This window comes from Stenotrophomonas sp. GW821-FHT02D01 (genome assembly GCF_059421765.1).
This window is the reverse complement of record NZ_JBWKVP010000008.1, coordinates 45807-57585: the sequence shown is the minus strand read 5'-3', so window position 1 is coordinate 57585 and position 11779 is coordinate 45807. Positions and strand designations below refer to the sequence as shown.

The following is an 11779-nucleotide window of genomic DNA, read 5'->3' as shown; positions in this document are numbered from 1 at the left end:
CTACCGATAGTGGAGGCCGCGCATTCATCTTGGGCGACAGGCAATAAAAAAGCCCGCTTGCAGCGAACTGCCAGCGGGCTCTGCTCCCTCCCCCACGTCGGGATGCAGGGCCATCGTGCGGTGTACGAAAGTACTTTGCACGCTGCACTGCAAAACAAAACTGACGGGTATGGGAGAGGCCTTGCCGGAAACACCATTCCACGAAGGTAGAACCCCCCGTACGGCAGGGGATGGCCGATAATCGGGATTCCCCCCAGAAACGCTGTCGTCATGACTGTTGATCGCATCGCCAACGCGCGTCTTCGTGACCGCGTGGTCTCCGCCGAGGCCGCAGCCGCGCTGATCCAGCCCGGTGAAACCGTGGCCATGAGCGGCTTTACCGGCTCCGGTTACCCCAAGGCCGTTCCCGTTGAGCTGGCCCGCCGCATCGAATCGGTGCATGCCCAGGGCCTGCCCTTCCAGATCAGCCTGATGACCGGCGCCTCCACCGCGCCGGAACTCGATGGCGCGCTGGCCAAGGCCGATGGCATCGCCATGCGCATGCCGTTCCAGAGCGACCCGGATGCGCGCAACCGCATCAACGAGGGCAAGCTGGATTACATCGACATCCACCTCAGCCACGTCGCCCAGCACGTCTGGTTCGGCTTCTACGGTGAGATCGATACCGCCGTGGTCGAGGTCTCGGCGATCCGCGAGGATGGCTCGCTGGTGCCGTCCACCTCGCTGGGCAACAACAAGACCTGGCTGGACCTGGCCAAGAAGGTGATCATCGAGGTCAACGAGTGGCAGCCGGCCGGCGTGGACGGCATGCATGACATCTACTACGGCACCGCGCTGCCGCCGCACCGCAAGCCGATTCCGCTGGTCAATGCCAACGACCGCATCGGCGAGACCGCGCTGCGCTGCGACCCGGACAAGATCGTGGCCGTGGTGCGCACCAATGGCCCGGACCGCAACAGCCCGTTCAGCCCGATCGATGCGACCAGCGAACAGATTGCCGCGCACCTGATCGAGTTCCTGCAGCACGAAGTGAAACGCGGCCGCCTGCCGGCCAACCTGCTGCCGCTGCAGTCGGGCGTGGGCAACATCCCCAATGCGGTGCTGGCCGGCCTGGCCAAGAGTGGTTTCCGCGACTTGGCCGCGTTCACCGAAGTGATCCAGGACGGCATGCTCGACCTGCTGCGCGACGGCGTGCTGAGCTATGCCTCGTGCACCGGCTTCGCACTGAGCCCGCAGGCCAACGAGACGTTCAAGGAGAACATCGATTTCTACCGCGAGCGCATCATCATGCGCACGCAGGAAATCTCCAACCATCCGGAACTGGTGCGCCGCCTGGGCTGCATCGGCATGAACGGCATGATCGAGGTGGACATCTACGGCAACGTCAATTCGACGCACGTGATGGGCACGCGGATCATGAACGGCATCGGCGGTTCGGGCGACTTCGCGCGCAATGGATTCCTGTCTGCGTTCCTGAGCCCGTCGACGGCGAAGAACGGCACCATTTCGGCGATCGTGCCGATGGCCAGTCATGTGGACCATACCGAGCACGACGTGTCGGTGATCGTGACCGAACAGGGCCTGGCCGATCTGCGTGGCCTGACCCCGCGCAAGCGCGCGCAGGTGCTGATCGACAACTGCGCGCACCCGGATTTCCGCGCGCAGCTGCAGGACTACTTCGACCGCGCCAGCCGCGAGAGCTACGGCAAGCACACCCCGCACCTGCTGCCGGAGGCGCTGTCGTGGCACCAGCGGTGGCTGGATACGGGCACCATGAAGGCCTGACGCGAAAAGGCCAGGCGGATGCCCGGCCTTTCTTGCCCACATCCGGCAGTGCCGGCCGCTGGCCGGCTCCCCTCAGCAACGTCCGCACGCCGGATGCTCGCCTGGCCTAAAAGCTGCCGGCCAGCGGCCGGCACTACCAGCAATCGGACATCGCTCGCCGGCTCCCTGTGCCCACCGGCACACCTTCAGGCGGTGCGCAGGCTCGCCAGCGATTCGGCCTGGATGCGCTCGTAGATCTCGAACTCATCGTTCACCGCCGCGCCCAGCGCCTGTTCGAAGGCCTCGCGATTGGCATGGGCAGCGTACGCGCGCTGCTCACCGCCGCCCAGGTTCGACTGGAAGATGCCTGCGGCGCTGACCGGCAGGAAGTCCTCGTAGACGATCGGATCGGCCGTGGCCAGGCCCGCGGCAACCAGCACTTCGGCCGGCAGATCGGCCACGCGCTCCGGCGCGGCGCGGCCAGCGTCGGTCAGCTGGTAGCGGTAATACCCCAGGCCTTCCTGGCGCAGCGTGTCGTGGTCATCCGGGAAGCTGGCGAACACCGCCTGCAGGCGCTGCCCATAGTCGCCACCGGTGCTGCCCGCGCCGCCGGCATCGCGCGCCTGCGTCAGCAGCTGGTCGTATAGTGCGCGGCCCTTGGCGGTCAGCGCCAGGCCGCGCTGCTCGATCTCGCCGAAGCGCGCGGTATGGGTACCGGCGTCGCCGCCTTCGTTGCCCGGGAAGTGCACGGCCTCTTCCAGCGCCTTGAAGCTGGTCTGCCGCAGCAGGATCGGGCAGGCGCGACGCGGCGGGCCCTCGATCACCGCCTTGGCGGCCATGCCGTGCTCGATCATCGCCGCCTGCGCAGCGTCGATGTCCAGCGTGCGCGGGGTCAGGTGGTTGATGTGCGGGCCACGGAAGCTGACCACGTCGGCCACCAGCCGGTGCGCCTTGTGCAGGGCATGGTAGGTCGGTAGGTCGACGGTGGCGTCGCCATGCCAGCGGAAGGTCTCCAGCGCCTGCTCGACGAAGCGCTCGGCATCGGCCTGAGTCAGGCCCCCCTCACGCTCGGCCTGGTCGATCAGCGCCAGTGCCTCGTCGGTGAAGATGCGGCGACGGGCGAGGATTTCGGCGGACTGTGCACGCAGCGCCTCGTCTTCGATCAGCTCAAGGCGCAGCAGCGAGGTGAACACGCGGAACGGGTTCAGTGCCAGCGCAGCGGCGGTCAGCGGGCGGAAGGCGGTGGAATGTACCGGCACGCCGGCCACCGACAGATCGTAGTAGCCCACCGGGTACATGCCCATCACCGCGAACAGGCGGCGCAGGGTTGCCAGTTCCTGCGGGGTACCGACGCGGATCGCGCCATGGCGTTCTTCATCCAGGCGGGCACGCTCGTCGTTGCGCAGCAGCTGCGCGGCCAGCGCCGGGTCCTGCGCCAGGACCTGCGTGTTGATCCGCTCCACCAGTTCCACCAGCGTGCCGTACAACGGCACTTCGGTGCGGTACATGCGGGACATGGCCTGGGCGAACAGGCGGCGGATCACATCGGGCGAAACGAAAGAGGCGCTCATCAGTCACTCGATTACGGGAACGGGGAACAGCTCGGACCCGTATTGTCGCCGGAGCGCGCGGCGGCGGCGATACGCAGAGCAACATGACCTGCGATGGGTAGTGCCGGCCGCTGGCCGGCAACCTCTGCGTCGGGGGCATGCAGTTGCCGGCCAGCGGCCGGCACTACCGTTTGAGCTGGCGCTTCAGCGTGGCATCGAGGGTGATCGGCCGATCCCAGTGCTCGTAGCTGGCCACGATGGCGTGGCGTACGGCGCGGTAGTGCAGGTTCTGCGGCTTGGCCGGCATCCGCTTCACCACCTCGGCCCAGCCGCCCTCCGGGTCCTGGCTGAAGGCACGCACGCTGTCGCGGCAGGTCTGGCCACTGGCCTTGGCCCAGAAACAGGCGAAATAGATGTCGCCGGCCTGCCACTGGTGGGTGGTGGCCAGCGCGGCGATGTAACCCCGCGGTACACCGGCATAGCGCGATACCTCGTCGAGGAAGGCATCGGGGTAACGCTCGGCGTAGTGGTTGATGTCGGCCAGCTGGGTGTCGACCCAGGCATCGCCGGTATCCACCTCATAGGTCGCCGAACGTTCGGCGGTCTGCTGCGCCAGCACGATGGCCGGCGCCAGCAGCAGGGACAACAGCAGGGCGCGCAGTGGCAGTTTCATGCATCGATTCTGCCGCAGCCGCCGCGCCGTGTCAGGCCGCAGCAGCGGCCTTGGCCTCGATCGTCGCCAGCGCCGCCGGCCAGTCCCAGGCGGTATCGGCGTTGACCATGCGCGGTTCGTCTTCGGCCACGCCGTGCTGGGTCTCGTGCGCCCAGGTCACTGCGTAGGGGGTGTGGATACCCCAGCCGCCGAGGGTGATCACCGGTTCGATGTCCGAGCGCAGCGAATTGCCGACCATCACGAACTGCTGCATCGGCAGGTCGAATTCGGCCAGCACGCGGGCATAGGTTTCCGGGTCCTTCTCGGACACGATCTCGATGCGCGGGAACAGGTCCGCCAGCGCCGCCACCTTGATCTTGGCTTCCTGGTGGAACAGGTCGCCCTTGGTGATCAGCACCACCGGGTACTGCGCGGCGATGGCCGCCACCGACTCGCGTACGCCGTCGATCAGTTCGACCGGATGGCGCAGGGTGTCATGGCCGATGTCGAGGATGCGCTGGATGTCCTTGGCTTCGATCCGCTGCGAGGTGATCTCGATGGCCGCTTCGATCATCGACAGCGTCATGCTCTTCACCCCGTAACCGAACACGCCGAGGTGGCGCTGCTGCACTTCCAGCAGGTGGCGGGCGGTCTGGGTGTCGTGGACGTCGATGTAGCGCGACAGCAGGTCCAGGTAATCCTGCTCGGCCTTGCGGTAGTAGTCCTCGCTCTTCCACAGCGTGTCGTCACCGTCAAAACCGACCAGGCCGATGGCGCGCGAGGGCGCAGGCGTGGAGGTGTTCATCGCCCTAGGATACAGGCGCGGCGATGACGAAAAAAACCCGGGTGGCCGAAGCCACCCGGGTTGCCCATGCACCGGTTGTCCCGAATTCAACCGTGGATCAGCGACCCTGGCCTGCGGCCGTGCCACCCGCGCCGGCACCCGCCTGCTGGGCGGCCACGTAGGCCTTGTACTCGTCGGCGCTCAACTGGCCGTCCTTGTTGGCATCAGCCTGGTCGAACACCTGCGCAAGGCCCGCATTCACCTGCGACTCGCTCTTGCTGATGGTGCCGTTGCCATCGGTATCGATGCTGGCCCACGTCTGGCCGCCGCCGTTGGCCTGCGCCGAGGCTGCTGCGGCCGCGTCGGTGGCCTGGTCAGCCGCCTGGCCTGCCTGTGCCGCCGCCTGCTGGGCCTGCGCCGCTTCGTTCTGTGCATGCGCGGCCTGCTGCTTGGCCGACTGCGCCATCGCCGGGATGGCCAACACGCTGCCGGCGGCGACGATCAGGGCGATCAGGGGCTTGCGGTTGCGAATAGTCATCTGGGGTGTCTCCTGAAGGGTGGTAGTGCGCGGTCGTTGTCTCCGCACGGCACCTACCCTGCCACCGCATTTCTGAATCGATTTTGCGCCGCGATTCCCTCGAACACGCATGGTTAACCACTGGCGCAGACGCATGCGTTAGCGCGGTGGTTAGTGCGAAGTGAGCAGACAGTAAGACGAGCATTCAGCGCTGTACGATTTAACCGGCAGCGAACGAAAAACCTGCGTCAGTCGACGGTTTTTTCCGATGACCGCGAACTGAACAACACCCATCCCAATGCAACACCGGAGAGCGCACCGGCGATCTCCAGCACCACGCGGCTGCCCAGTTCGTTCGGATCGTGGATGGTGGACAGGAACAGGCGCGCATACAGCGGCGACTCCAGCCGCACGATGCCCATGTAGAACAGCTTCCAGGCATCGATGCCGGCGGAGATGATCACCGCGATCACGCACGACCAGCCGATCGCATGGCCCACGGTCCAGTGCAGCAGCCGGCACAGGTGGTGCCACAGGAAATACACCAGCAGGCCGACCAGCAGGGCGATGAGGCCCGCCTCGAGCGTACCGAGCAGGCCGAAATGCAGGGGAAGGTTCATCGGGCGGGGACGCAGGAGAAGGCGGCCAGTGTAAGGCGTATCGGCAGGGCTGCGCCCTGTACCTGCAGAGGCCAGGGCAACAGCAACAGCGACCGCCAAAGCAACAGCGGGCATTCCGTGGGATGGCGGGGCGGTGTCGGATTGCGGGGACGCCGTAAACCCATCCCTGGGGGCTTGGCCGCGGCATCCATGCCGCGGACACCCCGCAATCCGACACCGCCCCGCCTTCGACAGGTTCCCGATGACGGTTGGATTTGTTCCGGTAGATCCACGCCATGCGTGGACGGATTTCCATCGAATCGAATATTTCGACAATTGAACGAAGAACATCCACGCATGGGGTGGATCTACTGTGTCGACCAAGGGCGACACCCACCAGGAGCACGCCATGCCATTCCGACAGATCGCGGAAACTTGTCGAAGGCGGGGTGGGTCCGGTTGCGGGGGTGTAAGCGCCAAGGATGGCGCGCCCAAGCCTCCAAGGACGGATTCACGGCGTCCCCCGTAACCGGACCCACCCCGCCATCCCGCGGAACGCCAGCTTCTGCTGTTGCTGTTGCCGTCGATTCGGCGGGTGCAGGGCGCAGCCCTGCCGACACCCCCTTACCGCACTGGCATGTCGTAGGCGGTACCGGGGTCCGGCTCGGGCTGCAGCGTGTAGTGCCACCACTCCTGCGCATAGTTGGCGAAACCACGCCGTGCCATCGCCTGTACCAACTGCTGGCGGTTGGCCTTCTGCGCCTCAGTCAGGCCGGGCGTCTGCGTATGCGCGCGCGGGCCGAAGAAATCGAAATCGGTGCCCATGTCCATCGGCGTACAGCGCCCGCTGCGGCAATCCAGCAGGCCCAGATCCACGGTGGCACCACGGCTGTGGCCGGAGCGCTCGGCGATGTAGCCGTCGCTCAGCAGTTGCGGCTTGTCCAGATCCGGATACTGCAGCGCCTTGCGCGACTGTTCCTGCGGATCACTTACCCAGGCCATGAACGCCTGCACCGCGCGCACCGGGCGATAGCAATCGTAGAGACGCAAGCCAAAACCCTGCGCGCGCAGGTCAGCTTCCACAGCGGCCAACGCCTTTGCCACCGGCGCCAGCAGATAACACGCGGGCGCTTCATAGCCGGGCACGCGCGCAGCAGTGAAATTGTTGGCACCGGCGTAGCGGATGTCCATCTCGATGCGCGGCGACAGCGTGCGGATCTCCACCAGTCCCGCCGCAGTGACGTCGGTGGCGGGCGAGATGCGCGGCGGCTCAGCGGCGTGGGCCGCCGCTGCCAGGGCAATCGCCAGTACGAGTGAAATGCAGGTCCTGGAAGTCATAGCTGAAGTCGATCTCCGGATCGATGGCGCGCAGTTCCAGCGTCGGCGTGTCTGCGCCGGGATTCAGCCACGCCTGCGCCGAGGGTTCCAGCGTGTCCCACTGCAACAGCCAGCGACCCTGCAGCTGCTGCACCGTTGCCTGCAGCGTGGGCGATTTGTCGACGCTGAAGCGCAGGCCATTGCTGGTGGGGCATAGCGAGGCGGGGCCAAGCCAGGGATCGCGGTAACGCCCCTGCCATTGCACCAGATCAGTGGCTGCAGCCGGTCGGGCAGCCCGGGTAGAGGGTGCACGACTTCCCGTGGCGGCACGCGCGGCCTGATCGGCCTTCAGCTCGGCCAGGTAGTACCCCACAGGTTGCGCGTCATCCGGCGCGGTGAACTGTTTCAGTGTCGACTGCATCAACGCGGTGCGGGCTTCTTCGGCCTCGCCGTTGATCAGCATCACCACGCCGACCTTGCGATCCGGCAGCAGCGCCAGCGAGGAATACATGCCCGACAGCGTACCGGTGTGCGCGACCTTCCAGTGCCCGTCCATGTCCGACACCCGCCAGCCCAACCCATAGCCATAGAAGCGGGCGTTGTCCCACTTGCGTTGGCGTTCGCCCAACGGCATCGGCATGTGCAGCGTCCACAGCATGCGGCGTTGCTCGGCGCTCAACCACGCCGGTGCCAGCGCCGGGTCCAGCAGCACCTGCATCCAGCGCGTCATGTCGCGCAGCGAACAGCGGATGCCACCGGCCGCCATCGACGTCAGATCGGGGCTGAGCGTTCCATCGGCACCGGCCACCACATTGCGGCCATCGCGACGCACATGCGGTTGGGCGACATTGCCGACCTGCTTCACCGACCATGCGCCCACCTGGCAACGGGTCATCCCCAGCGGTTCAAACACCCGCTCGCGCATCAGCTGGTCATAGGGCTTGCCACCGGCGGCCGCAGCCACCTCACCGGCAACGACGTACATCAGGTTGTCGTAGGCGTAGCCGCTGCGGAAACTGGTGACCGGCTTCAGGTGTGCCAGCCCGGCGATGACATCGCTGCGGGTGAAGGTATTGGGCTCAGGCCACAGCATCAGGTCACCGGCGCCCAGGCCGAGACCGCTGTTGTGAATCAGCAGATCGCGCACCTGCAGGTGTTCGCCCACCCACGGGTCATGCATGCGGAACGCCGGGAGGTGGCGGCGTACCGGCTCGTCCCAACGCAGCTTGCCCTGCTCCACCAGCGTGGCCAGCAGCGCGGCGGTCATCGCCTTGCTGTTGGAGGCGATCTTGAATAGCGTGTCTTCGTCGATGCGGCCGCCGTCACCGCGCACCCCTTCGCTGTGGCGATAGACCACCTGGCCATCCTCGACCACCGCCATCGCCAGCCCCGGCAGGTGCTCGTGCTGGCTCACGAAGGCGATGTCGGCGTCCAGGCGTGCGGTGTCCACCGCCCCTGCTGGGGCGGTGGCGACAAGCAACGCGGCCAAGGTCAGCAGGCGATACACGGCCGGTCTCCATTGGCAGGGCCGGGCGACGCCCGGCCCTGCGCATCCTCGTCGATCAGAAGTTCCAGGTCACCACCAGCTGGGTGTAGCGCGGCGCCTGCCAGCGGGTACCGGTAGCGAAGGTGTTCTCGCGATACTGGCCAGGCTGGGCCTCGTAACGCTGGTGCACGTTGATGGTCTTCTGGTTGTTGAAGATGTTGTACACCGACAGCCGGGCACTCAGGTCGATGCCCTCCACCGGCAGGCGCCAGGTCACGTTCGCGCCCATGGTCCAAGTCCATGGCAGGCGACCGAAAGCACCACGCGGGCTGTATTCGAACTGGCGTTTGTCATAGGGGCCGGAGCAGTTGGCCACGCACAGCCAGCCGGTGCCACCACCACTGCCCTCACTGGAGGTGCTGCCACCTGCGATCGAATCGTTCGGCCACATCACGCCATAGGCGGTGATCGGGCCGCCGGACTGCACCTGCAACGTGGTGCCGAACGACCACTGCTTGTTCAGCGCATACGCCGCGCGCAGCTTGAACTGGTGACGGAAATCGTTGAACAGCACGCCATAACGTTCATTGGTAGCCGGGTGATCCCAGAACTGGACCATGCCGGTGTCGCCGTAGTTGGTATCGGAGTTCACCGGCCCTTCGAAATTGCCCTCGCTCTTGGACCACAGGTAAGACGCGTTGAGCATCCACTTCTCGTCCCATGCGCGGTCGATCTGGAATTCCAGCGCCTTGTAGGTACGCTTCGGCTTGGAATAACCGATCACCTCGCCGCTGCCCCCCTTGCGATAGCCGCTGTTGGCGGTATCGATGGTGATCCAGCCTTCGTTGGCGCAGCCGATGCTCTTGTCGCCCCAGATGGTCAGGCTCTCGCCCGGGTTCGCGATCGGCCACAACGTGCTCGGCGTCGGTCCGCACGGGGTGTAGTTGATGCGGATGTCATCCAGTGCGCGGGTCATGCGCCGGTAGGTGGCGTTGACGCCCCACGACCAAGCCGGGTTGATCATGTTCTGGAAACCAAGGATGTACTCGTCCTGGTAGACCGCTTTCAGGTCCTTGTCCACGCTCTGCCGCAGGTCGGCACCACCGGTGTTCATGCGGGTATCGGTCGGCCCGATCTGCTGTCCGATGACCGGCGCCATGTACGCCGAACCGGTGGGCGAGGTCTTCCGTTCCCAGCCCTCAAGCACGTAGTAGCTGTACTCGTCGGTCAGACCGCCGGCGAAGTTGACGTTGATGTTGTTTGTCACCGGCAGGTAGTAACGACCCGCGTTGCCGAACAGCTTGGTGCTGCCATCGCCCTTCATGTCCCACGAGAAGCCCACCCGCGGCGCGATCAGATCGTCCATCTTGATGAACGCCTTGCCGGCGGCGGTGCGGTTTTCGAAGCGGTCCCAACGCACGCCAAGGTTCAGCATCAGGTTCGGAGTGATGTTCCAGATGTCTTCGAGGTAGAAGGCATTGGCTTCGGTCTCGAACTTGCCGCCGGATTGCCGGTTGCGCGCACGCAGCATCTCGGTGACACCGGCCGGCACGTACGCATTGGCGCCGTCCCACACTTCATCCCCGGGACGCGCCACGTAGGCGGTGTAGCTCAAGGCGGTCGGCCCGGGATAGCGGGTGGTCTGGTCGGTGGTCATCAGCTCGCGGTCAACGCCGAAGCGCAGCAGGTGGTCCCCCAGCTGCCATTCGAAGTCCAGGCGCGCCACGTCGCGTGTGTCATCACGTTCGGCCACGGCGGTCCCGGTCGGATGGCAGCCGGCGCGCAGGCCCTGCAGCTTGGACAGACGGGTGCCATAGGTGCTGTCGGTGAACACCGGGCTGCAGGCCTGGTCCAGCGACGAGTTGGTGAAGGCGCGCTGGTTGTTCTGGCCGACCATCGCGCGCGCGGTGAAGTTCTGTCCGAAGTGACCGGTGTAGGTGGCTGACCAGTTCTTGCCGCCAGTCTCGGTGATCGAATCACCGCCCCAGTCGCCGAGGCGGTTGTCATCCCAGTCGTAGGCATAGGACGCGTTGGTGACATCGCCCTCATCAGAAAACGCCAGCAGCGCCAAGCTGTGGTTGTCATTGATGTTCCAGTCCAGCTTGGTGCCCCAGAACCCATTGCCGGACTTGTTCTTGAACCAGGTGCTGCCATCGGACGAGGTGTTGTGGCCGCGATCGTTGCGGTCCTCGTACATGGCGAACAGGAACAGCTTGTCCTTGATGATCGGCCCAGAGCCCCAGACGTTGGTCTTCAGGAACGAGTTGTTGTCGCGGCTGCCATAGGAATGCGGCGTACCGTCGCGATGGAAATGATCACCGCCGCTTGAGCGCCCTGCGCTGGGCTCGGCAGTGACTTCCACGCCGCCCTTGAACTCGTTGCTGCCCGAGCGGGTGACCGCGTTGATCACGCCGCCGGTGGAACGGCCAAACTCGACCGAGTAGCCGCCGGTCTTGACCTGGAATTCATTGAAGAACGCGAACGGGGCCGTGCTGAAGCCGCGACGCGTGTACATGTCGGTGACGTTGAGGCCGTTGATGAAGACGGCGTTCTCGGCCACCGAGGAACCGGCGAAGGACAGGCCGCCGAACGAAGAGTTGCCGCCGACCACGCCCGGTGCCATCAGCGCCACTGCGGACAGGTCCTGTGCCACCGGCAGCCGGGAAATCTCCTGCCGGTTGATGTTGAATGAGGTCTCGGTGGAATAGACATCCACCCGGTTGATCACCCGGGTACCGACCACCTGCAGCGCATCGAGGTTGGTGACACCGCCGCCACTGGCCAGGTTGACGGTCGTGGTGCCGCCGACAGCGACGCTGACCGCCACCTGTTCGCCCAGTGTCTGGCCATCGCGGCTGAGCTGCAGCCGGTAGTCACCCACCGGCAGCTGGCCGAGGCGGTAGCTGCCATCGGCACCGACGGTGACCGTCCGGGTCAGGCCGGTGCCGGCATTGACGACGGTGATCTGGTCGCCCGCGGTCGCGCGGCCGGCAACGGCACCCGACACGTTCTGAGCCATGGCCGTGGTGGGCAGCATGATGCCCAGACACGTCCCGAGGGCGACGCACAAGGCCGCCCGCTTGATGTTGTAAGCCTTCATCCCCTGCTCT

Annotated in this window: 9 protein-coding genes; 1 reads left to right on the top strand and 8 read right to left on the bottom strand. The window is 65.7% G+C overall.

All coding sequences use genetic code 11. The features are described 5' to 3' along the window. Positions 1-270 precede the first annotated feature (270 nt). Complete coding sequence (scpC, locus tag AC07UW_RS15650) at positions 271-1785, top strand: succinyl-CoA:acetate CoA-transferase ScpC (protein WP_080150722.1); 1515 nt, start codon at positions 271-273, stop codon at positions 1783-1785. Positions 1786-1970: 185 nt separating this feature from the next. On the opposite strand, the gene hglS is transcribed toward scpC, so the two are convergent. The 8 genes from hglS to AC07UW_RS15610 all read right to left on the bottom strand — a co-directional run bounded on the left by hglS (position 1971) and on the right by AC07UW_RS15610 (position 11769). Beyond that, positions 1971-3335 (bottom strand): 2-oxoadipate dioxygenase/decarboxylase HglS, encoded by a 1365-nt coding sequence (hglS, locus tag AC07UW_RS15645; protein ID WP_495212375.1) that lies wholly within the window; start codon positions 3333-3335, stop codon positions 1971-1973. A 163-nt stretch (positions 3336-3498) separates the two neighbouring features. Beyond that, positions 3499-3987 (bottom strand): hypothetical protein, encoded by a 489-nt coding sequence (locus AC07UW_RS15640; protein ID WP_312111953.1) that lies wholly within the window; start codon positions 3985-3987, stop codon positions 3499-3501. A 31-nt stretch (positions 3988-4018) separates the two neighbouring features. Continuing rightward, positions 4019-4771, bottom strand: coding sequence for an HAD family hydrolase (locus AC07UW_RS15635; RefSeq protein ID WP_080150725.1), 753 nt, complete (start codon positions 4769-4771; stop codon positions 4019-4021). 97 nt (positions 4772-4868) lie between these two features. Further along, positions 4869-5288, bottom strand: a complete 420-nt coding sequence (locus AC07UW_RS15630; protein ID WP_025878233.1) for an EF-hand domain-containing protein — start codon at positions 5286-5288, stop codon at positions 4869-4871. Between the two features lie 227 nt (positions 5289-5515). After that, the gene (locus tag AC07UW_RS15625; RefSeq protein ID WP_025878234.1) at positions 5516-5887 is read right to left on the bottom strand and encodes a hypothetical protein; all 372 of its coding nucleotides are present in this window, start codon (positions 5885-5887) and stop codon (positions 5516-5518) included. A gap of 603 nt (positions 5888-6490) precedes the next feature. Then, positions 6491-7204 carry a M15 family metallopeptidase gene (locus tag AC07UW_RS15620; RefSeq protein WP_495212374.1) on the bottom strand — a complete coding sequence of 238 codons (714 nt, stop codon included), beginning with the start codon at positions 7202-7204 and terminating at the stop codon, positions 6491-6493. Next, on the bottom strand, positions 7137-8690 hold the full coding sequence (locus AC07UW_RS15615; RefSeq protein WP_336024208.1) for a serine hydrolase domain-containing protein: 1554 nt from the start codon (positions 8688-8690) through the stop codon (positions 7137-7139). Before AC07UW_RS15615 ends, AC07UW_RS15620 begins: the two co-directional genes overlap by 68 nt. 55 nt (positions 8691-8745) lie before the next feature. Further along, entirely contained in the window at positions 8746-11769 is a 3024-nt protein-coding gene (locus AC07UW_RS15610; protein ID WP_336024206.1) for a TonB-dependent receptor, read from the bottom strand. Between the last annotated feature and the right edge of the window lie 10 nt (positions 11770-11779).

Coding starts and splice junctions, on each gene's coding strand:
- AC07UW_RS15625 (WP_025878234.1), bottom strand. CDS start 5,887: ATGAACCTTCCCCTGCATTTCGGCCTGCTCGGTACGCTCGAGGCGGGC.
- AC07UW_RS15610 (WP_336024206.1), bottom strand. CDS start 11,769: ATGAAGGCTTACAACATCAAGCGGGCGGCCTTGTGCGTCGCCCTCGGG.
- scpC (WP_080150722.1), top strand. CDS start 271: ATGACTGTTGATCGCATCGCCAACGCGCGTCTTCGTGACCGCGTGGTC.
- AC07UW_RS15635 (WP_080150725.1), bottom strand. CDS start 4,771: ATGAACACCTCCACGCCTGCGCCCTCGCGCGCCATCGGCCTGGTCGGT.
- hglS (WP_495212375.1), bottom strand. CDS start 3,335: ATGAGCGCCTCTTTCGTTTCGCCCGATGTGATCCGCCGCCTGTTCGCC.
- AC07UW_RS15640 (WP_312111953.1), bottom strand. CDS start 3,987: ATGAAACTGCCACTGCGCGCCCTGCTGTTGTCCCTGCTGCTGGCGCCG.
- AC07UW_RS15620 (WP_495212374.1), bottom strand. CDS start 7,204: ATGACTTCCAGGACCTGCATTTCACTCGTACTGGCGATTGCCCTGGCA.
- AC07UW_RS15630 (WP_025878233.1), bottom strand. CDS start 5,288: ATGACTATTCGCAACCGCAAGCCCCTGATCGCCCTGATCGTCGCCGCC.